This window comes from Kribbella sp. NPDC026596, from assembly GCF_040638415.1.
Classification (GTDB): domain Bacteria; phylum Actinomycetota; class Actinomycetes; order Propionibacteriales; family Kribbellaceae; genus Kribbella.
This window is the reverse complement of record NZ_JBEZYF010000005.1, coordinates 175615-196902: the sequence shown is the minus strand read 5'-3', so window position 1 is coordinate 196902 and position 21288 is coordinate 175615. Positions and strand designations below refer to the sequence as shown.

Sequence of the window (21288 nt, the reverse complement as noted above, 5' to 3'; positions counted from 1 at the left end):
GGGGTGAGGGCGGCCGCGCGGGTCAGGAGATGAGGGCGGCTGCGTGGGGTTCGTAGGTACGCGCGGCGGCGTGCTGTCAGGAGGTGTGGGCGCAGCCGTGGGGCTAAGAGGTTAGGGCGGCGGCGTGCTGTCAGGAGGTGTGGGCGCAGCCGTGGGGTTAGGAGGTTACGGCGGCGGAGATGGCTGTGGGGGCGGTGGGGTGGTGGAAGGTGAAGTTGTGGGATTGGAGGCGGGTGGGGAGGGCTCGTTTGCTGCCGAGTAGTTCCCAGACGAACTCGCCCAGGGCGGCCTTCATGAGGAAGCCGGGGACGGGGAGGAACGCCGGGCGGTGGAGGGCGGTGGCCAGGGCCTGTGTGAAGTCCTCGTTGGTGGTGGGGACGGGGAGGCTGAGGTTGACGGGGCCGCTGAGGGTGTCGTGTTCGGCGACGAAGCGGACCGCGCGGAGCCAGTCGATGAGGGAGATGACCGGGAAGTACTGGGTGCCGGAGCCGAGGCGACCGCCGAGGCCGAGGCGGAAGGGGAGGGAGAGGAGCTGGAAGGCCGGCGCGTTGCGGTCGAGGACCACGCCGGTGCGGAGGGCGGCGACTCGGCAGCCGGCGGCGCGGGCGGGTTCGAGGGCGCCTTCCCAGAGCCGTACGACGTCCGAGAGGAAACCTTCACCCAGTTCGGAGTCCTCGGTGAGGATGCGGTCGCCGCAATCCATCCCGTAGCCGCCGATCCCGCTCTGCGTGATCACGACCGGCCGCCGCTCGAGCTGGGTCGCGACCGACGCGAGGGTGGCGGTGGTGCTGACGCGGCTCTCGCGGATGGTCTTGCGGTACGTCGGGGTCCACGGGCGGCCGATGTTCGCTCCGGCCAGGTTGACCAGTACGTCGGGGGTGCCGAGCGCGGCCGGGTCCAGTTCGCCGCGGGCCGGGTCCCACCGGATCTCGTCAGCGTTTGCCGGCGTACGGCGTACCAGTCGGAGGACCTGGTGGCCGTCGGCCACGAGATCGCGGGTGAGCGCCTTGCCGAGGAAGCCGGATGCGCCGGCCAGGACGTACTTCATCCGTGCTCCTTGGTGTAGTCCTGGGGAGATTCAAACGGAAAGGCGCCGGTGCCCGCTCCAGAGGAGACGGAAACCGGCGCCATCGTCCGATCGGGATCAGACGTCGAACTGGGCCTCTTCGAGGCGCTGCTTGACGGCCGTCAGGTAGCGGGCCGCGTCGGCACCGTCGACCAGGCGGTGGTCGTAGGTGAGGGCCAGGTACACCATCTGCCGGATCGCGATCGTCTCGCCGAGCTCCGGGTGGGTGATGACGACCGGGCGCTTCACGACGGCGCCCGTGCCGAGCATGCCGACCTGCGGCTGGTTCAGGATCGGGGTGTCGAACAGTGCGCCACGGCTACCGGTGTTGGTGATCGTGAACGTACCGCCCGCCATCTCGTCCGGCAGCACCTTGTTGTTGCGGGTGCGGTCGGCCAGGTCGGCGATCTTCTTCGCCAGGCCCGCGATGTTCAGGTCGCCGGCGTTGTGCACGACCGGGACCATCAGGCCCTTCTCCACGTCCACGGCGATGCCGAGGTGCTCGGCGGCGTGGTACGTGATCTCGCCGGCCTCCTCGTCGATCGACGCGTTCAGCTTCGGGTACTGCTTCAGCGCGTCGACCGCGGCGAGCGCGAAGAACGGCAGGAAGGACAGCTTGACGCCCTCGCGGGCCTCGAACTCGGCCTTCTTCTTGTTCCGCAGCTTGGCGATCTCGGTGACGTCGACCTCGACGACCGTGGTCAGCTGGGCCGAGACCCGCAGCGAGTTGACCATGTGGGCCGCGATCGCCTTGCGGATGCGGCTCATCTTTTCGGTGGTGCCGCGGAGGGGGCTGATCGTTGCCTGTGCCGGGGCGGCGGCTGCGGCTGGGGCCGCGGGCGCCGGGGCTGCTGCGGGGGCCTTCTTGGCTTCGGCAGCGGCGATGACGTCCTGCTTGCGGATTCGGCCGCCTACTCCGGTGCCTTGCACGGCGTTGAGGTCCACCTGGTGCTCGGCCGCGAGTTTGCGGACCAGCGGGGTGACGTAGTTGGGGCCTTCGGAGGTGGAGCCGTTGGGGGATGCTGCGGGTGCCGATGCGGCCGGGGAGGTCGCGGGGGCTGGGGCCGCTGCGGCCGGAGACGAGACGGAGGGAGCCTGAGTCGGCGCCGAGGCTGCCTGGGGGGCGGGGGCTGCGGCCGGTGCCTGGGCGGCCGGGGCCTGGGCTGGTGCGGAGGCGGCCGGAGCCTGAGCAGGAGCGGCGGCCGGAGCCTGAGCAGGAGCGGCGGCGGGGGCCGGGGCAGGAGCGGCGGCGGGGGCCGGGGCGGGTGCGGCGGCCGGAGCTGCGGCGGGGGCGCCGGCCTGTGCGGCGGGGGCGGCGGCCTGTGCGGCCGGGGCTTGCGGAGCCGGAGTGGCCTCGGCGGGGGCGGCGTCGGCTGAGCCGACGATGGCTAGTTCGGCACCTACCTCTACGGTTTCGTCTTCGGCGACCTTGATTTCGAGGAGCTTGCCGGCGACCGGGGACGGGATCTCGGTGTCTACCTTGTCGGTGGAGACCTCGAGGAGGGGCTCGTCTACTGCTACGTCGTCGCCTACCTGCTTGAGCCAGCGGGTCACGGTTCCTTCGGTGACGCTCTCGCCGAGGGCCGGCAGGGTTACCGGGGTACCGGATGCTGCGCCGCCTGAGGACGGTGCCGATGCGGCCGGGGAAGTCGCGGGGGCTGAGGCCGCTGCGGCCGGAGAAGAGGCGGAGGAGGCCTGAGCCTGGGCTGATGCCTGGGCGGCCTGCTCGGCCGGAGCCGGCGCGGCCTCGGCGGCCGCGGTCTGCTGGGCGGGGGCGGCCTGGGCGGCCGGCGCCTGCTGGGCGGGGGTGGCCTCGGCAGCGGGGGCTTGCTCGGCGGGTGCGGCCTCTGCGGCCGGGGCCTCCTGGGCTGGGGCGGAGGCGTCGGAGGCGGTGGATTCGCCGGCGTCGCCGATGACGGCTAGTTCGGCGCCTACCTCTACGGTTTCGTCTTCGGCGGCCTTGATCTCGAGCAGGGTGCCCGCGACCGGCGACGGGATCTCGGTGTCGACCTTGTCGGTCGAGACCTCCAGCAGGGGCTCGTCGACGGCAACCGTGTCACCGACCTGCTTGAGCCAGCGGGTGACGGTTCCTTCGGTGACGCTCTCCCCGAGGGCCGGCAGGGATACAGAGGTCGGCATGACGGTGGTTGCTCCTTCGTCTGATCGGTCGAGTGTCAGCCTACGGTGCCGCCGGAGTGCGCAGGATCCGGGTCACGGCGTACCCGCACGCCCCAGCGGCCTCAAACCTACTCGGGCGGCCCAGTGATCCGCCCGAGCGTCTCAGTCATGGAAATGCAAAGGCTTCCCGGCCAGCGCGAGGTGCGCTTCGCCGAGGGCCTCGTTCTGGGTCGGGTGGGCGTGGACGAGGGGGGCGACGTCGGCCGGGTACGCCTCCCAGTTGTAGATCAGCTGGGCTTCGCCGATCAGCTCGCCGACACGCGAGCCGACCATGTGCAGGCCGACCACGGCGCCGTCCTTCGCGCGGACCAGCTTGACGAAGCCGGACGTCTTGAGGATCTGGCTCTTGCCGTTGCCGCCGAGGTTGTAGTTGAGGATCTCGACGTCGCCGTACTTCTCCCGGGCCTGCTCCTCGGTCAGGCCGACCGACGCGACCTCCGGCTCGGAGTACGTCACCCGCGGGATGCCGGCCTCGTCGATCGGGGTCGGCGCGAGGCCTGCGATGTGCTCGGCAACGAAGATGCCCTGCTGGAAGCCGCGGTGCGCGAGCTGCAGCCCCGGCACGATGTCGCCGACGGCGTACACGCCCGGCACGCTGGTCTGCAGCGTCGCGTCGACGGTCACGAACCCGCGGTCGAGCGCGACCCCGACCTCCTCGTACCCGAGGCCGGTGGTGTTCGGTCCGCGGCCGACCGCGACCAGCAGCACCTCGGCCTCGATCACCTCACCGCCGGCCACGGTCACCTTCACGCCCGTGTCGGTCACGGAGACCGACTCGAACGACGTACCCGTCTTGAAGGCGATCTTCCGCTTCCGGAACGCGCGCTCCAGCGTCTTCGAACAGTCCGCGTCCTCGGCCGGGACCAGCCGGGGGAGGGCCTCGACGACGGTGACCTTGGTGCCGAAGGAGGTCCAGGCGGACGCGAACTCGACGCCGATCACGCCGCCGCCCAGGACGACGGCGGACTCCGGCACGCGGTCCAGGGTCAAGGCGTGTTCGCTGGCGATCACCCGGTGACCGTCCAGCTCGAGGCCGGGCAGCGAGCGGGAGTACGAACCGGACGCGAGGATCACGTTGCGGCCGGTGTAGGTGTTGTCGCCGACCTGCACGGTGGTGGGCGACGTGAGGCGGCCCTCGCCCTCGATCACGGTGATACCGCGGGCCTTGATCTGGCCCAGCAGCCCCTTGAAGAGCCGGTCGACGACGCCGTCCTTGTACTTGTTCACGCCACCCATGTCGACCCCCTCGAGCGTCGTACGGACGCCGAACTGCTCACCGTCGCGGGCCGAGTCGGCCACCTCGGCGGCGTGCAGGAGGGCCTTGGTCGGGATGCAGCCGCGGTGCAGGCAGGTGCCGCCGACCTTGTCCTTCTCCACCATGGCGACGGACAGGCCGAGCGAGGCGGCGCGCAGTGCGGCGGCGTAGCCACCGCTGCCGCCACCGAGGATCACCAGGTCGTACGTCGTACCACTCTCAGTCACAGGTTCCTCCGTGGGTCTGGTCGGCGGGCGCCCCGGATCGCGGGACCGGCCCGGCGTCATCTTTCCACCGATCGCCCCTGACGCCACCCCCGGGCCGGTCGCAGCTGGTGACCGGAACCGTTACGGGAGTTTTCTCCCGGGGACTTGCCGGGATAGGGGACACTAACCTCATGAAGTGGTTCGGTCGCCGGCAGAAGGCCGGAACGATGCGCCGGTCGGACAATCCCGATCAGGCGCACCTGCGGGAGTTCGCCCAGACCCGCCAGGGTGTCGAGGGGTTCGTCGAGCCGCGGACGGCGGTGACCGAGTACACGCTGTTACTGGTGGCCATCGACGGCGAGTGGACCCGGCGCCGGGTCCCGTCGGTCCGCTGGGCGCACGACTTCGCCAACAAGCTCGGCATCCCGTCGTACGACGCGGCCGTGGTCGGCTACCCGCCCCGCATGCGTGAGTACAACGCCCGCATGAAGAAGAACGGCCTGGCCTGAAGACGGCGTGCCCTAGAGGATGGGCACCCGGGCGCGGATCGGCGCCACGACTGCGGTGTCGATCGTGGCGTGCAGGGTGCCGGCAGCGGCGTCCAGGCGGGCCGAGGTCTGTCCCAGGGGAGTGGTGACCGAGCTGCGGCCGATTCCCAGGGGATCGGTGCCGACCGGCGGCACGTAGGCCTGGTCGCAAGCCAGCAGCCAGGCTTGGGCGTCGGCGGCGCGCGCCCGGGTCAGCAGGTCCCACTGCTCTTCCTTGCCAGGCCCCGCACCCCACGACGCCGGTACGGCGATCAGCTCCGCGCCGAGCCGCCCGAGTGCGGTGAACTGGTCCGCGAACCGCAGGTCGTAACAGGTCGCCAGCCCGATCGTCACGTCCCGCCACCCGAACGTCACCAGCTCGTTGCCCGGCGCAACGGTGTCCGACTCGCGCGAGCCGAATGCGTCGTACAGGTGGATCTTCCGGTACGACGTCTCCACGCCAGGACCCGTGACGAGCAACGTGTTGTGCACCCGCCCGTCCCCGGACGGCTCGAACAGGCCGGCCACGACCACGACCCCGAGATCGGCGGCTACCTTCCTCAGACCCGCCGCGAACGGCCCGTCCAACGGCTCGGCGACCGAGCGCAGGTCGGTGCCGAAGCAGGCCGACGTGGCCTCGGGGAGCACGACCAACTCGGCGCCCTCGGAGGCCGCCTGCTGGACCGCATCGGTCGCCGTGGCGAGGTTGGCGATCGGGTCCGGGCCGCTGCTGAGCTGGGCCGCGGCCACCTGCAGAACTGTCATCAGGATCTCCGAGGCTGTATACGTTGAGTATGCAATTGAGCGGGGACTCCGGTCGTGATCGTGCCTATCAGTACCTGCGCGGGACGGTCCTGAGCGACCCGGCGGTGTCGGGGACGTTCATCAACGAGCAGGTGGTCGCGACCGAGGTCGGCATCTCCCGGACGCCGGTCCGCGAGGCGTTGCTGATGCTCGCCGCCGAGGACCTCGTGCAGCTCGTCCCGCACCGCGGTGCGTTCGTCGCCCCGCTGCCGGGCCGCGAGATCGCCGAGTTGATGCAAGCGCGCGGCGTGATCGAGTGCTGGGCCGCGACGACCTCGCTCGCGGAAGGAGAGGCCCCTGTCGAGGCGATGTCCGGGATCCTCGAGCAGCAGCGGGCGATCGTCGAGCAGGGTGACGCGAAGGCGTTCATCGAGCTGGACAGCCAGTTCCACGCGCTCCTGGTCGCGGCGGGTGGCAACTCCGTACTCGGCCGGCTGTACGAGAACCTGCGGGCCAAGCACGTGCTGCTCGGGGTCGTCGCCCTCCAGCGCAGCGCTACCCGCCGGCAAGACGTCCTGGCGGAGCACCAGGCCATCGTCGACGGCCTGGCGGCGGGCGATCCGGCCGCGGCCGAGAAGGCGATCCTCAGCCACCTCGGCACCACCGGCTCGATCCTCATGCAGGGCTGACCGCAAGACCTTCCTTCCTCCTGGACATCGAGTGGACCTCTTCGGGACTGTGCTCCATACTCGTTGTATACGACATGTTCACGCAAGAGGTGGAGGAGCGATGGTCTTGCAGTTCACCCTTCCGGACGGCAGTGAGCGGGCCATCGAGGTCCGCTACGCCCTGAATGCGGGGTACGCCGGTCGTGACACGGCGCAGGTCCGGCACCACGTGGCCGAGCTGGCCGAGTTCGGCGTACCGGCACCGGGCCGCATCCCGACGCTCTACCCGCTGTCCGCATCACTGGTCGGGCGGCCGGACATCGTTCAGGTGGCGCACGCCAAGACGTCAGGCGAGGCGGAGTGGGCGCTCGTCGTCGGCGAGGACGACCTCCTGCTGGCGGCCGCCTGCGATCACACCGACCGGGCGCTCGAGGTGCACGGTGTTGCCTGGAGCAAGCAATCCGCCCCGGACCTGCTCGGCGACGTGGCCTGGCCGCTCGGTCAGATCGAGCGCGAGCTGGATCAGTTCACCCTGAAGGCCTGGGTCCGGCACGGCGACACCGAGCAGCTCATCCAGGACGGTACGGCGAGCCAGCTGCTGCCGCCGTCGTATTGGTTGAAGGAGCTCGGCGATCGCCTGGTGCCAGGCACAGTGCTGCTGAGCGGCACGATTCCGATGATCGCGGGCGTCGACCAGTTCGCCGATGCGTGGCGCGTGGAGCTGACCGACCCACGGGGTCTGACCAGCCGGGTCGTGTACACGGTCGAGCAGCTCGCACCGGCCTGGGTGTGACGTGAAGGAACAGAAGGAGTTCTTCGCAACCGCTGTCGGCCCGTGGACCGACGCGGGCGGGGGCATCACGGAAAAGGTGCTCAGCCACGATGCCCAGGACGGCGCGCTGACGAGGCTCGCTCGCTGGGCACCTGGTACCACGTCCGGGACCGAGGTCATCCGGCACGAGTACGTGGAAGAGGTGTACCTGCTCGAGGGTGAGCTGACCGATCTCACCCTCGAGCAGACGTTCGGCCCTGGCGACTACGCGTGCAGACCACCGGGCATGCCGCACGGCCCGTACGTCACGGTCGGCGGCTGCACGATGCTCGAGGTCCGGTACTCAGCTCGCTGAGGCGGCCAGTTCGATCAGGGTGCGTACGGCGTACCCCGTGCCGCCGGCCGGGGTGTAGCCGGAGCCGCTGCCCTCGTTGAAGGCCGGGCCGGCCACGTCCAGGTGGACCCAGTCGATGCCCTCGGCAACGAAGTCGCCGAGGAACGCGGCCGCCGCCAGCGCGCCGCCCCAAGGCTCGCCGGTGATGTTGGCCAGGTCGGCGACCTTCGAGTGCGACTTCAGCTTGTCCAGCATCTCGGCCGGGATCGGCAGCGGCCACATCGACTCGCCGGCCGCGACCGCGGCGTCGACGACCCGATCCCGGGCGGTGTCGGTGTTCGCGAACGCGCCGGCCACCTTGGTGCCCAGGGCAACGACACAGGCGCCGGTCAGGGTGGCCACGTCGACGATCAGGTCCGGCTCGTCCTCGGAGGCGCGGACCAGGGCGTCACCGAGGACGAGCCGGCCCTCGGCGTCGGTGTTCAGCACCTCGACGGTCTTGCCGCCGTACATGGTCAGCACGTCGGACGGCCGCGCCGCCGATCCGGACGGCATGTTCTCGGCCATCGCGGCGTACGTGGTGACCTGGACCGGCAGGCCGAGCCGGGCGATCGCGACGGTCGCGCCGATCACCGCGGCGGCGCCGGCCATGTCGGCCTTCATGCTGACCATCCCGCTGGCGGTCTTCAGCGACAGGCCGCCGGAGTCGAACGTGATGCCCTTGCCGACGAAGGCCAGGTGGGTGACCGGCTTCTTCGGCGCGTAGCTGATCCGGATCAGCCGCGGCGGGTTCGCCGAGCCCTGGCCGACGCCGAGGATGCCGCCGTACCCGCCCTTGAGCAGGGCCTTCTCGTCCAGCACCTCGACCTTGACGCCGTACTCCTTGCCGAGCTTCAGGGTCGCGGCGGCGAAGTCGGCCGGGTTCAGGTCCGAGGGCGGGGTGTTCACCCAGTCGCGCACCTGGGCGACCGCGTCGGCGGTCACCTCGGCCCGCTCGAGCGCGGCCTTGGCGTCCTTGTTCCGGGCCAGGTCGGTCAGGATGGTCACGTTGCCGGGTGCCTCGGTGGTGCCGTCCGACGACTTGTAGGCCGTGAACGAGTAGCGGCCGAGCAGCGCTCCCTCAGCGATCGCGCGGACGCACTCGGCGTCCGGCGTCGGCAGCGCGAACGCGACCGACTGGCCGGTCTTGACGGCCCGGACACCGCTACCGGCCGCGGTCCGCAGGTCCTCGGTCTTCAGCGCACCGTCGGGCGCCGCACCGAGACCGACCGCGATCAGCGTGGCCGACTTGCCCGGCTTCGGCCCCGGTACCTTGGTCACCTCCCCGGCCTTGCCGGTGGCGCCGAGGCCGGACAGCACCTCCACCAGCTTCCCGCCGTATGCGGCGTTCAGCGACTCGGTGCCGGCCGGCAGGGTGATCTTGCCGCCGAGTTTGACCACGCCGATGACCACGGCGTCGGTCTTGACACCGGCCGCATCGGACTTGCTCAGGGTGATGGTGGTCACGAAATCCTCAGTCCTCCTTGACCGGCCAGGCAGCGGGCCGGTCGTGACGGTACGTGCGTGCTGCCCCCGCATGCTACGCGTCAGGTAGTTTCCCCTCCATGACCGAGTCGCCGGAGTTGAAGAAGTCCCCGCTGCACGAGCGTCATGTCGCCCTCGGCGCGAAGTTCGCCGAGTTCGGTGGCTGGGAGATGCCGCTGGAGTACGGCGGTGTCGTGGCCGAGCACACCGCGGTCCGTACGTCGGTCGGTGTCTTCGACGTGAGTCACCTGGGCAAGGCGACCGTCAAGGGTCCGGGCGCCGCGGCGTACGTGAACGCGTGCCTGACCAACGATCTCGGCAAGATCGCTCCAGGGCAGGCGCAGTACACGCTGTGCTGCAATGAGCGCGGCGGAGTGGTCGACGACCTGATCGCCTACCTGCATGCCGACGACGACGTGTTCCTGATCCCGAACGCGGCCAACACCGCCGAGGTGGTCCGGCTGCTGCGGGCCGATGCGCCCGAAGGCGTCGTGGTGACCAACACCCACGACGACTACGCGATCCTCGCGGTGCAGGGGACGAACAGCGACGACGTTGTGGCCGCGATCGGTCTGCCGACCGGACACGACTACATGTCCTTTGCGGTAGCCGACTTCGCGGGTACGCCGGTAGTGGTGTGCCGGACCGGTTACACGGGCGAGCGCGGGTACGAGCTCGTCGTACCGAACGCTGCCGCCGTCGGCGTGTTCGACGCGCTGCTGGAAGCCGGTGCGCCGCACGGCATCGTCCCGGCCGGACTGGGAGCGCGAGACACGCTGCGGACCGAGATGGGCTACCCGCTGCACGGTCAGGACATCACTCCGGACATCACCCCGGTGCAGGCGCGGTCCGGATGGGCTGTGGGCTGGAAGAAGGAGCACTTCTGGGGTGACGAGGCGCTGCGAGCCGAGAAGGAACGTGGACCGGCCCGGATCCTGCGGGGTCTGCGGGCCGCCGGCCGTGGCATCCCGCGGCCGCACATGACCGTCCTCGACCAGTCCGGCACCGCACTCGGCGAGGTGACGTCCGGCACCTTCTCACCGACGCTGAAGAAGGGCATCGCGCTGGCACTGCTCAACGCGACGGTGAAGGAGGGCGACCAGGTGACCGTCGACATCCGCGGACGGCAGGAGCTGTTCGACGTGGTCAAGCCGCCCTTCGTCACCGTGCACGTACGGGAGAGCTGATCGGATCAGCCCCAGTCCCAGGCCCGAGCCATGGCGGTCCCCTTCCGTCGGTGAGGCTCGCATCCTGGACCGGGGCTGTTACCGCGCGCTTACCATCCGCCATCGGGACAGCCTTATGCTGACCCGGTGGAGTTCCGACTGCTCGGTCCGGTCCAGATCTGGTCCGAGGGCGAGCGGATCGGACTGAAGCGCCGGCAGGAGCGGCTGCTCCTCGCGGTGCTGCTGCTGGAGCCCGCCAAGGCGGTGCCCGCAGAGCGGTTGATCGAGCTGCTCTGGCCAGAGGCGATGCCCGCCAACCCACGGCGCGCTCTGCAGGTCTACATCTCTCGGCTGCGCACTGTGCTCGACGTCGAGCTCACCAGCGGGCGCGAGGGCTACGCGATCCAGACACCTCTGGGCACCACCGACATCGAGCAGTTCAGATCGCTTGTAGAGCAAGCCCGTCGGCACGACGACCTGGAACAGCGCAGCAAGCTGCTGACGGACGCGTTGGCCCTCTGGCGTGGCCCGGCTCTCGCAGACGTCACTACTGAGGACGTACGGCGGCGATTGTGCCGGGGACTGGAAGAGGCGCGGTGGGCGGCCGAGGAGCTTCGGCTGGCTACTGAGCTTGCACTCGGGCACCACCAGGAGTTGCTGCCCGCACTCGCCGAGCTGACCGCGGCACAGCCCACGCGGGAGTCGTTCGCCGCGGCCTCGATGCTCGCGTTGTACCGGTCCGGTCGCCAGGCCGACGCTCTGGCCGTGCATGCCGAGCTGGTCCGGCATCTCGACGAAGAGCTCGGTGTCGAGCCGGGGACCGAGGTACGGGACCTCCAGGTTGCGATCCTCCGGCAGGACCCGGCGCTCGAGCTGCCGACGGGATCACAGGTCCCGCGTGAGCTTCCCGCGGATATCGGCCTGCTCGTCGGGCGGGACGACGTACTGACAGAGCTGTGCGGTGTCCTGCTCGGCGCCGTGCAACCCGGCGTACCGGCTGTTGTCTGTCTGTACGGCGCTGCCGGGACGGGGAAGTCAGCGGCAGCCGTGCGGTTGGGCCATCAGCTGGCGGACTCGTATCCGGACGGGCAACTGTTCGCGCGGCTGCAGGACGTGGACGGGCAGGGGGCAGGGGTACGAACGCTCCTCGGCCAGTTGCTGCGGTCCCTCGGGGCGGACGGTGGCGAGATCCCAGATGCGGTGGAGGCTCGATCCGCGTTGCTGCGGAGCCGGCTGGCCGACAAGCGGGTGCTACTCGTGTTCGACGACGCCCTCGATGCCGGGCAGCTTCGTCCACTGCTCCCGGCCGGCGGTGGCTGTGGCGTGATCGTCACCTCACGACAGCCGATGCTCGGCCTCGAAGACGCCACTCATCGCGAGCTCACGCCGCTGTCCGACGCAACGAGCGCTGAGCTGCTGGGTGCGTTGTCAGGCATCCGCGCCGACCGTGTGACGGACGTCGTACCGCATTGCGCCGGGCTGCCGCTGGCCTTGCGCATCGTCGGCGCCCGGTTGGCCTTGATCCGCGAAGACGTCGCCGACGTGGTCAAGACGCTGGCCGACGAGTCACAGCGGCTGGACTACCTGGTCGCCGGTGACCGAGCCGTCCGGGCCAGCCTGGACCTCACGCTGAGCGTCGCCACGGCGCAAGCCAGGCAACTGTTCGCCCGCCTGGCTCTGGTCGGTGCGGACGAGTTCGCACCCTGGGTCGCGGCCCCGCTGCTAGGGCTGACCGAGCCCGCCGCGACCGCCGTCTTCGACACCCTCGTCTCTCTCGGCCTCGTCCAGCCCCGCCGCCTCACTCCACCCCGCTACGGACTCCACGGCCTGGTCCGCGCCCTCAGCATCGAACTGCTGAGCAACATCGAAGCGGAACAACTAGGGCAGCTCGAGCAGCGCTATCTCGAGACTGTTCTGCGCTTGGTCCACATCGCCGACGCACAGGTCGATCACGCGGTCACCACCAGGGCGGACTTCGATCCCGGGGATGAGCAACTCCTGCACGCGACGGTGGAGGCGGCCGGCGCCGGCGCCGGCTGGTTCGACATCGAGCTGCCGGTGCTGCAGGCCGCCGTCGACCTCGGCGTGCGGAGGTGGCCCCGGATGGCCGGCCTACTGGGCGTGCGACTGCACGGGTTCCTGGCGGTCCGAGATCACCGCGAGGCCCGTCAGTACATCCTGCAGACCACACGTGACGCCACCGCCGCCTCCGGGGACGTCGACCTGGAAGCCGAGCTGAACCGCGGGCTCTTCGCGGCGTACGCCCAGAGCGGTGGACTGTCGGCCGACGAGCTGACTCAGCTGGCGGAGCGCTGCCTGGACTCGGCAGAGCGCGCCGGGGATGTCGTCCTGCGGGTCCGCGCGCTCAATCAGGTGGCCTGGGCCGCGGGCGCGCAAGGCGACTTCGGTCGCAAGCTGGACGTCGCGGAACAGATGCTCGCGCTGGCCGAATCGAGCCCGGAAGCGGAATCGACGAGGCTGAACGCCCTGGATCAGCGAAGCTCGGCGCTCCACAGTCTCGGCCGGATGTCCGAGGCACAGGCGATCAGGCGCGAGATCTGTGCCCAGACCGAGCCGGGGAGCCGGTTGCACGCGATCCGCCTGGTGATGCTCGGGGAGTCGCTCCTCGGCGATGCCGATCTGGGTGCCGCGCACCTCGCGGAACTGACCGGTGTGATCGGCGCGGCCCGGGAGATCGTCGAGCGGATCGGCGACGAGCTGGGGGGTGCCCATGTGGACAACATCGAGGCAATGGCGCTGATCGCGGCCGATGAGCTGGAGCCGGCCGATGCCTTGCTGCGTCGTGCGGCGGACATCTTCGCCCAGCGGCCGGACGACTGGGGAGAGGGCATGAACGCCGTCGGACGGGCCCGGTCGGCGTTCGCGGCCGGCCGGCCGGGCGAGGCTCGCCGCATTCTCTGCGAGGCCGTCCGATCCGATCCCCGCAAGGCCCAGAGGTCCGAGCTGGATCGGCAGTTGAAGCTGCTGGGGTTGGGGTCCCGCGGGCCTGAGGAGCCGGAAAGCCATTACTAAGCGTGACCGTTACCCGTTGCCAGGTTTCCTTACGCTCTGTCATAAGTTGGCACAAAATGGCCGCTGGCTGGACTGTGCCGACGCGTTTTGCGTAGGAATGACTGCACAGGGTGACGGATCGGCGTAAATGTTCCGTTCCGGTACCTGTTCCGGTAACGATTTGTGCACTCGTGCCGGGCACCGCTGGTTTGGTGTCACAGTGTCAGGCAGGCTAGCCCGCGGTTGTGGGGGACTGGCCTGTCAAGGGGATTTGACGGCCGCCCGCCACAGAGCGATGCTTCGGCACGATATCCACCCGATAGGTGCCGGATCCACGGACCGAAATCCGGCTGACAGAGGCGACGGAGCGCGAATGAGTATTGGGTCACCCGACTCGACCGTAGGGATCGAGGACCACCCGGCGTCGGCGGAACCGGTACGTGCGGCGACCGTGGCGCACGGCAAGTCCCCGACCCGGATCGCAGTCGACCGGCTCCGCAAGGACAAGGTCGCCGTGATCTGCGTGTGCATCGTGCTGTTCTTCGTGCTGGTGGCGATCTTCGCGCCGCTGCTGGCCAAGCTCGAGGGCGGCGACGTTCAGACGTTCCACCCGGAGCTGGTCGACGAGTTCGGCTTCCCGACCATCGGCATCACCCCCGATCACTGGTTCGGCGTGGAGCCGAAGACCGGTCGGGACAACTTCGCCCGCTGGGTCTACGGTGCCCGGCCGTCGCTGATCGTCGCGTTCGTGGCGACCGTCTTCGGCACCACGGTCGGTGTCGTGATGGGCCTGCTGGCCGGCTTCCTCGGCGGCTGGGTCGACCGGGTGATCTCCTGGTTCATCGACTTCGTGCTGAGCCTGCCGTACCTGCTCTTCGCCATCGCGATGGTGCCGATCGTCGAGTCCTGGCGCGGCGGGTCCTTCAACCTGACGCCCGAGGAACAGGCCAGTACCAGGTTCTACGTGCTGATCTTCGTCCTGTCGTTCTTCGGCTGGGCCGGACTGGCACGCATCATCCGCGGCGAAGTGCTGTCGCTGCGCGAGCGTGAGTTCGTCCTGGCCGCCAAGGCGATCGGTGTCTCGACCCGGCGGATCCTGTTCAAGGAACTGCTGCCGAACCTGGTGGCCCCGATCGTCATCTCGGCCTCCCTCGCGCTGCCGGCGTACGTGACCGCGGAAGCGGGGCTGTCCTTCCTCGGCGTCGGCTTGATCGAGCCCCGGCCCTCGTGGGGCCAGACGATCGCCAGCGCGACGAACTGGTTCAAGGCCGACCCGTTGTATCTGTGGCTTCCGGTTGCGGCGATCACCATCCTGGTGCTCGCGCTCGCCCTCCTCGGCGACGCCATCCGGGACGCCTTCGACCCCAAGACTCGCCGGTAGTACGGCGATTGCCCCAGCGGCAGAAAAGGAGAAACCCGACCATGCAGTGGAAACGGATCACCGCAGTCGCGGCGACGGTCATGCTGGCCGCCGTGGCCTGTGGCAGCCCGTCCTCGAACAGCGGTACCTCGAGTGAGTCGAACGGGCCGGCCAACTCGACCCAGGAGAAGGTGACCGACGAGGCCGCCAAGGGCCCGGCGCCCGACGTCGACGGGTTCAAGAAGGGCGGAACGGCGACGATCCTGTCGGACGTCACTCCGGACACCTTCGACCCGACGAACACCTACTACGTCGACGGTTTCCAGATCGAGAAGCTGTACTTCCGGGCGCTGACCCAGTACCGGCTCGACGGACCGGACCACAAGCCCGTCCTGGTGCCCGACCTGGCCGAGGACCTGGGCAGGGTGTCGGACGACAAGTTGACCTGGACCTTCAAGCTGAAGCAGGGCATCAAGTACTCCGACGGCACCCCGGTCAAGGCCGAGGACTTCGCGTACTCGATCAAGCGCTCCTTCGCTCACGACCTGTACGACGCCGGACCCGCGTACCAGATCCAGTTCTTCAAGGACGGCGACAAGTACAAGGGCCCGTACGCCGCCGGCGGCGACGCCTACGCGGGCGTCGAGACTCCGGACGACAGCACCCTGGTCATCCACCTGGCCAAGCCGTTCCCGGACATGCCGTTCTTCGCGGCGTTCACGATGTTCACGCCGATCCCGAAGGCGAAGGACACCAAGCAGAACTACGAGCAGAAGCCGCTGTCGACCGGCCCGTACATGGTCGACTCGTACAACCCCGGCACCGAGCTCAAGCTGGTCAAGAACCCGAACTGGGACCCGGCCACCGACGCGGTGCGCCACCAGTACCTGGACGGTTACGACTTCAAGTTCGGTCTGGACACCCTGAAGATCCAGCGGCAGATCCTGGCCAGCTCCGGCCCGGACGCGAGCGCGCTGACCTACAGCAACATCGACTCGACGCTGGTGCCCGAGCTGACCGACCAGAACAAGGCTCAGCTCATCCAGGGCGAGACGCCGTGTAACCGGATGGTCCCGATGGACACCCGGAAGATCCCGTTGCCGGTCCGCAAGGCCGTCGCGGCGGCCTACCCGTTCGACACCGAGCGCAAGGTCGCGGGCTGGACCTCGCTGGCCGAGCCGGCGACCTCGACGTACATGTCGCCGTCGGTTCCGGGCTGGGAGAACTACGAGATCCCGGGCCTGAACGGCAAGGGTGACGGCGACCCCGTCAAGGCCAAGCAGATGCTGACGGACGCCAACGCGGTCGGCTTCGAGTTGTCCTGGTACTACTCCAACGACGACAAGATCGCGACGCAGCGCAGCCAGGTTCGCCAGCAGAAGCTGGAAGCCGCCGGCTTCAAGGTCAAGGCCATCGGCGTGCCGAAGGCTCAGATCCGCACCGTGACCGGTGACCAGAACGCTCCGGTCAACATGCTGAAGGCCCCGACCGGTTGGTGCTCCGACTGGCCGAGCGGTTCGTCCTGGGCCCCGGTCCTCTTCCGCTCCGACGCGATCGCCCTGGGCAACAGCGTCGGCCAGCTCGAGGACAAGGCGCTGGACGCGGAGATCGACAAGGTCTCGAACATGGACCCGAACGAGGCCCTGAAGCAGAAGTCCTGGATCGGCCTGGACAAGAAGATCATGCAGGACTACCTGCCGGCTCTTCCGCAGTACCAGTCGCGGTCGGCCTTCCTGGTCGGTACCAACATCGGCAACGCGATCAACGACCCGACACAGGGCATGCCCGAATTCACCTCGCTGTTCTTGAAGCAGCCCTGATCGGTACCAGTGACCGGACAGCCGTGAGGCGTCCGTTCTGATCGCAGGTAGGTGGCCGGACCGGTATCGGTCCGGCCACCGCCAGCGATCGGTGAGGAGAACCCCGTGTTGCACTTCCTGGCGCGTCGCATCGTGAGCGCCCTGTCCGTCGTGCTCGTCACCCTCGTCGCGACGTTCGCGCTGTTCTTCGTCGCGCCCACCGACCCCGCGGGCGCGATCTGTGGGCAGCGCAACTGTCCCCAGGAGCGGTACGAGGAAATCAAGAAGAACCTGAACCTGGACAAGCCGAAGGTGACCCAGTTCGCCGACTACATGAAGGGCATCGTCGCCGGCCGGACCTACGTGACCGCCGGGGCCGAGCGGGACTGCCCCGCACCGTGCCTGGGCTTCTCCTTCAAGAACGACCGCCCCGTCCTGCAGATGCTGGCTCAGCGCGTACCAGTGACGGTCTCGCTGGTCGCCGGTGCCGCGGCCATCATGCTGCCGGTCGGCGTCGCGATAGGTTCGATGGCCGCGAAACGACGAGGGACGACCGGCGACCGGGGGTTGGTGACCACGTCGCTGGTGATCAGTTCGATCCCGTACTACATCGTCGCGCTGATGGTCGCGCTCTACCTCACCATCTTTTACTCGGTGCTGCCACGCGGTAGCTGGACGCCGTTCTTCGACGATCCCGCCAAGTGGTTCGTCGGGTTGCTGACGCCGTGGCTGTGTCTCGGCCTGGTCAACACGACGCAGTACGTGCGGTACTCGCGAGGCTCGATGGTCGAGACGCTCAACGAGGACTTCATCCGGACCGCGCGGGCCAAGGGCCTGTCGGACCGGAAGGTCACCTACAAGCACGCTCTCCGCGCGGGACTCATCCCTGTCATCACGATCTTCGGTCTGGATGTCGCCGGCATGCTCGCCGGTGCGATCTTCACCGAGCGGATCTTCGATCTGCCGGGCCTGGGCAACCTGGTACTCGAGAGCCTGAACAACTACGACCTGCCGGTGATCATGGGGACCGTGCTGGTGGCCTCGGTGTTCCTGGTTGCGGCCAACCTGGTCGTCGATATCGTGTACAGCGTGATCGACCCGCGGGTGAGGCTTACGTGAGCACACCCGCCCCAGAAGACCGGAAGGACACCATGGTCGAGAGTGCAGACGGCCAGCCCGAGGCAGCGGCCGCCGAGAAGCGGGGTCCTTCGATCGCGACCCGCGAGAAGCGGCAAGGTGTGATCAACCCGAGCGGCGAGACGCCGTACCTGGTGGTCGAGGACCTGACGGTCAAGTTCCCGACCGCGGACGGCGTGGTCAGCGCGGTGAACGGGTTGAGTTATGCGGTCCCGCTGGGCCGGACGCTGGCGATCGTCGGCGAGTCCGGGTCCGGCAAGTCGGTGTCCAGCATGGCCGTGATGGGCCTGCACGACCGCAAGCGCACCCGGATCACCGGGTCGATCCGGATCGGTGGTGACGAGATCATCGGGTTGCCGGAGAGCGACCTGATGAAGGTCCGCGGCGACGCGGTGGCGATGGTGTTCCAGGACCCGCAGTCCTCGCTGCACCCGCTGTACACGGTCGGCAACCAGATCGTCGAGGCGTACCGGGTGCACCACAAGGTGTCCAAGGACGCGGCCAAGAAGCGGGCGCTGGAGATGCTCGACCTGGTCGGCATCCCGAACCCGGCGCGCCGGTTCGCGCAGTACCCGCACGAGTTCTCCGGCGGTATGCGGCAGCGTGCGATGATCGCGATGAGCCTGGTCAACGACCCGAAGCTGGTGATCGCCGACGAGCCGACCACCGCGCTGGACGTGACTGTGCAGGCGCAGATCCTCGACCTGCTGAACAACCTGCAGAAGGAGTTCGGCTCCGCCATCGTGATGATCACGCACGACCTGGGCGTGGTGGCCGAGATGGCCGACGACGTCCTGGTGATGTACGGCGGCCGCTGTGTCGAGTACGGCACCGCCGAGGACGTGCTGGCGAACCCCCGGATGCCGTACACCTGGGGTCTGCTCGAGTCCATCCCGACCGTGTCGGCGGCGAGCGAGCGGCTCCGCCCGATCAAGGGCCTGCCGCCGAGCCTGCTGAGCCTGCCGAGCGGTTGCTCCTTCAACCCGCGCTGTCCGTACGTGGACCGGGTGAAGGGCGAGCGCTGCACCACCGAGCTGCCGGAGCTGATGCCGGTCGACGGCGCCGGTGCCCACACGTCCCGTTGTCACCTGCACGACAAGGCCGCGATCTACACGGCCGAGGTCCTGCCGAGACTGAGCTGACAGGGGGCTGAGGAGAGAGATGAGCGACACAGAGCGCGTTCAAGGGCGCAAGGTCGATAGTGTTGTTGCGGCGTCCGGCGGTGCGGGGACCCCGCTGCTGGAGATCCGGGACCTGAAGATGCACTTCCCGATCAAGGAAGCGGCGGGTCTGTCCCGGACCAAGAAGGTCGTCCAGGCCGTCGACGGCGTGAGCTTCAAGCTGGAGGCGAGCGGCAGCCTGGGCCTGGTCGGCGAGTCCGGCTGTGGCAAGTCGACCACCGGGCGGATGATCACCCGGCTGCTGACCCCGACGTCGGGGCAGATCCTGTTCAAGGGCACCGACATCGCGCAGCTGAAGGAGAAGGACCTGCGGCCGTTCCGCCGGCAGTTGCAGATCGTCTTCCAGGACCCCTACAGCTCGCTGAACCCGCGGCAGACGGTCAGCAACATCATCAGTACGCCGCTGCGCGTGCACAACCTGGTGAAGAAGGGCAAGGAGGTCGAGCGGGTCCAGGAGTTGCTGGAGCGGGTCGGCCTGAACCCCGAGCACCACAACCGGTACCCGAACGAGTTCTCCGGCGGTCAGCGCCAGCGCATCGGCATCGCCCGGGCGCTCGCGGTGGAGCCGGAGGTGATCATCGCCGACGAGCCGGTGTCCGCGCTGGACGTGTCCATCCAGGCCCAGGTGATGAACCTGCTGGAGGACCTGCGCCGCGACCTCGGCATCGCGTTCGTCTTCATCGCCCACGACCTCGGCGTGGTCCGGCACTTCTGTGACCAGGTCGCGGTGATGTACCTGGGCAAGATCGTCGAGCAGGGCCCGCGGGACCAGATCTACAACGCACCGCAGCACCCGTACACGCAGGCGCTGCTGTCCGCCGCTCCGGACCTGGGCACCATTCGTGGTGTCCCGCCGAAGGAGCGGATCCGGCTGGTCGGCGACGTACCCTCGCCGATCGACCCGCCGAGCGGTTGCCGCTTCCGCACCCGCTGCTGGAAGGCGGAGGACATCTGCTCCACGCAGGAGCCGCTGCTGGAGATCAAGCCGCAGTCCGGCGCCGGCCACACGGCCGCCTGCCACTTCGCGGAGCCGAAGGTCGACCTGACCGCGGCCACCGCCTGAAACACCTTGAAAAGAAGGGCCTCCGGTGATCCGGAGGCCCTTCTTCATGCGTGCTGCTCGCCGTGTTTCAGCTCTTCGCGCTCCTGGGCGAACCGGACCGATTCGAAGGCGACCAGGCCGGCCAGCAGAGCCGTGAGTACGGCGAGTTGCCCGAGCGCGGGCACCCTGGCCAGCAGCGGTACGGCGATCAACGTGAGCGCGGCCGTGATCAGCCGGGAGACGCTCCACTGGTGCACCGTCCGCCGCTTGAAGCCCACGTGGCCGAGCAGGTAGAGCGCGACCCCGAAGAACAGTGCGGCCAGGCCGACACCCTTCAGCGGGTCGTCGAGGTGGTGATGCTCGACGTCGCCGACGTACTCGAGGACTTTCTTCAGTCCGAGCGCGAGCAGCACGATGCCGGCCACCATCGGCAGGTGCAGGAACGTGTACGCGTCCCGGGCCAGCTTCGGGCGTGTCTCCTGTGGTTCGGCCTCCAGCGCGCGTTCGCCGTACCGGACGGTCGCGTCGAAGTAGATCCACCACAGCGCGGTCGAGACCGCCAGGCCGAGCAGGGACGCGAGCAGGATCGGCCACGAGATCGGCAGGTCGGTCACCCCGACGCCGATCGCCACGATCGACTCGCCGAGCGCGATGATGATGATCAGCCCGTGCCGCTCGGCGAAGTGCGCGGCCGAGCGGAAGCGCCAGCCCCGCGCGTCGATCAGGTAGGTGCCGCCGTAGTCCGCCGCGAGTGCGGCCGCCCACAGCAACGTCTGCGTCGTGCCGTGGTACTGCGAGGCGATCAGGAGCAACGCCGTACCTGCGAGCATCGACGGCGCGAACCGGATCAGGGTACGGCGAAGCACCGGGTCTCCGTCCGCGACCAGCCAGAACAGGACCAGATGCAGTGCCCGGAAGACGAAGTACGCGCCGGCGATGACCACCGGTCCCGGTAAGCCACCGGGCAGATCGTGGAACGCCTCCGGAATCGCGAGGGCGATCACGAACATCGCCGCCATCGCCAGCAGCAGCACGACGCGGACCGAGCCCTCGTCGGCCTTGACGATGTTGCACAGCCAGGCGAATCCGATCCAGCTCCACCAGAGCAGTCCGACCAGCAGCACTCCGCGCAGAACGCCGTGCCAGCTGAGGTCGTGGGCCATCAACGCGGTGATCTGGGTCAACGCGAACACGAAGACCAGATCGAAGAACAACTCCAGCGTCGTGACCGACTGGTTCTCGCTGGTGACCGCGGCCCTGATGGGATTCCTGGATGGTGCCATGGCGCACATCCTGCCATCGCCACCAGGCCCCCGC

The 21288-nt window shown here is 68.9% G+C and carries 17 protein-coding genes; 11 read left to right on the top strand and 6 right to left on the bottom strand.

Annotation, left to right across the window (positions count from 1 at the left end):
* Positions 1-157: 157 nt before the first annotated feature.
* The 3 genes from AB0E63_RS06130 to lpdA form a co-directional block, all read right to left on the bottom strand.
* Positions 158-1048 (bottom strand): TIGR01777 family oxidoreductase, encoded by an 891-nt coding sequence (locus AB0E63_RS06130; protein WP_360362130.1) that lies wholly within the window; start codon positions 1046-1048, stop codon positions 158-160.
* Between the two features lie 96 nt (positions 1049-1144).
* Positions 1145-3205 carry a 2-oxoglutarate dehydrogenase, E2 component, dihydrolipoamide succinyltransferase gene (gene sucB / locus AB0E63_RS06125; RefSeq protein WP_360362127.1) on the bottom strand — a complete coding sequence of 687 codons (2061 nt, stop codon included), beginning with the start codon at positions 3203-3205 and terminating at the stop codon, positions 1145-1147.
* Between the two features lie 141 nt (positions 3206-3346).
* Complete coding sequence (gene lpdA / locus AB0E63_RS06120) at positions 3347-4726, bottom strand: dihydrolipoyl dehydrogenase (RefSeq protein ID WP_360362124.1); 1380 nt, start codon at positions 4724-4726, stop codon at positions 3347-3349.
* Positions 4727-4896: 170 nt separating this feature from the next.
* On the opposite strand from lpdA, the gene AB0E63_RS06115 reads away from it, so the two are divergent.
* Positions 4897-5214, top strand: coding sequence for a hypothetical protein (locus AB0E63_RS06115; RefSeq protein WP_360362121.1), 318 nt, complete (start codon positions 4897-4899; stop codon positions 5212-5214).
* A 12-nt stretch (positions 5215-5226) separates the two neighbouring features.
* On the opposite strand, the gene AB0E63_RS06110 is transcribed toward AB0E63_RS06115, so the two are convergent.
* Positions 5227-5997, bottom strand: coding sequence for a carbon-nitrogen hydrolase family protein (locus AB0E63_RS06110; RefSeq protein ID WP_360362118.1), 771 nt, complete (start codon positions 5995-5997; stop codon positions 5227-5229).
* Between the two features lie 29 nt (positions 5998-6026).
* On the opposite strand from AB0E63_RS06110, the gene AB0E63_RS06105 reads away from it, so the two are divergent.
* The 3 genes from AB0E63_RS06105 (at position 6027) to AB0E63_RS06095 (ending at position 7771) form a co-directional block, all read left to right on the top strand.
* Positions 6027-6665, top strand: coding sequence for a GntR family transcriptional regulator (locus AB0E63_RS06105; RefSeq protein ID WP_360362115.1), 639 nt, complete (start codon positions 6027-6029; stop codon positions 6663-6665).
* Between the two features lie 100 nt (positions 6666-6765).
* The gene (locus tag AB0E63_RS06100; protein WP_360362112.1) at positions 6766-7437 is read left to right on the top strand and encodes a DUF2848 family protein; all 672 of its coding nucleotides are present in this window, start codon (positions 6766-6768) and stop codon (positions 7435-7437) included.
* A 1-nt stretch (position 7438) separates the two neighbouring features.
* A complete protein-coding gene (locus AB0E63_RS06095) occupies positions 7439-7771 on the top strand; it encodes a cupin domain-containing protein (protein ID WP_360362110.1) in 333 nt (110 codons plus the stop codon).
* On the opposite strand, the gene AB0E63_RS06090 is transcribed toward AB0E63_RS06095, so the two are convergent.
* Positions 7760-9256, bottom strand: a complete 1497-nt coding sequence (locus AB0E63_RS06090; RefSeq protein WP_360362107.1) for a leucyl aminopeptidase — start codon at positions 9254-9256, stop codon at positions 7760-7762. The genes AB0E63_RS06095 and AB0E63_RS06090 overlap by 12 nt on opposite strands.
* Before the next feature lie 98 nt (positions 9257-9354).
* Between AB0E63_RS06090 and gcvT the strand changes: the two genes are divergently transcribed.
* The 7 genes from gcvT to AB0E63_RS06055 all read left to right on the top strand — a co-directional run bounded on the left by gcvT (position 9355) and on the right by AB0E63_RS06055 (position 19992).
* Complete coding sequence (gene gcvT / locus AB0E63_RS06085) at positions 9355-10461, top strand: glycine cleavage system aminomethyltransferase GcvT (RefSeq protein WP_360362104.1); 1107 nt, start codon at positions 9355-9357, stop codon at positions 10459-10461.
* A 126-nt stretch (positions 10462-10587) separates the two neighbouring features.
* A complete protein-coding gene (locus tag AB0E63_RS06080) occupies positions 10588-13473 on the top strand; it encodes a BTAD domain-containing putative transcriptional regulator (protein WP_360362101.1) in 2886 nt (961 codons plus the stop codon).
* 352 nt (positions 13474-13825) lie between these two features.
* On the top strand, positions 13826-14833 hold the full coding sequence (locus tag AB0E63_RS06075; RefSeq protein WP_360362098.1) for an ABC transporter permease: 1008 nt from the start codon (positions 13826-13828) through the stop codon (positions 14831-14833).
* A 41-nt stretch (positions 14834-14874) separates the two neighbouring features.
* Complete coding sequence (locus tag AB0E63_RS06070; protein WP_360362095.1) at positions 14875-16632, top strand: ABC transporter substrate-binding protein; 1758 nt, start codon at positions 14875-14877, stop codon at positions 16630-16632.
* 105 nt (positions 16633-16737) lie between these two features.
* The gene (locus tag AB0E63_RS06065; RefSeq protein ID WP_360362092.1) at positions 16738-17730 is read left to right on the top strand and encodes an ABC transporter permease; all 993 of its coding nucleotides are present in this window, start codon (positions 16738-16740) and stop codon (positions 17728-17730) included.
* A 32-nt stretch (positions 17731-17762) separates the two neighbouring features.
* Entirely contained in the window at positions 17763-18890 is a 1128-nt protein-coding gene (locus AB0E63_RS06060) for an ABC transporter ATP-binding protein (protein WP_360362088.1), read from the top strand.
* 19 nt (positions 18891-18909) lie between these two features.
* A complete protein-coding gene (locus tag AB0E63_RS06055) occupies positions 18910-19992 on the top strand; it encodes a dipeptide ABC transporter ATP-binding protein (protein WP_360362085.1) in 1083 nt (360 codons plus the stop codon).
* A 44-nt stretch (positions 19993-20036) separates the two neighbouring features.
* Here AB0E63_RS06055 and AB0E63_RS06050 read toward each other — a convergent pair whose 3' ends face one another.
* A complete protein-coding gene (locus AB0E63_RS06050) occupies positions 20037-21254 on the bottom strand; it encodes a low temperature requirement protein A (protein ID WP_360362083.1) in 1218 nt (405 codons plus the stop codon).
* Positions 21255-21288 lie beyond the last annotated feature (34 nt).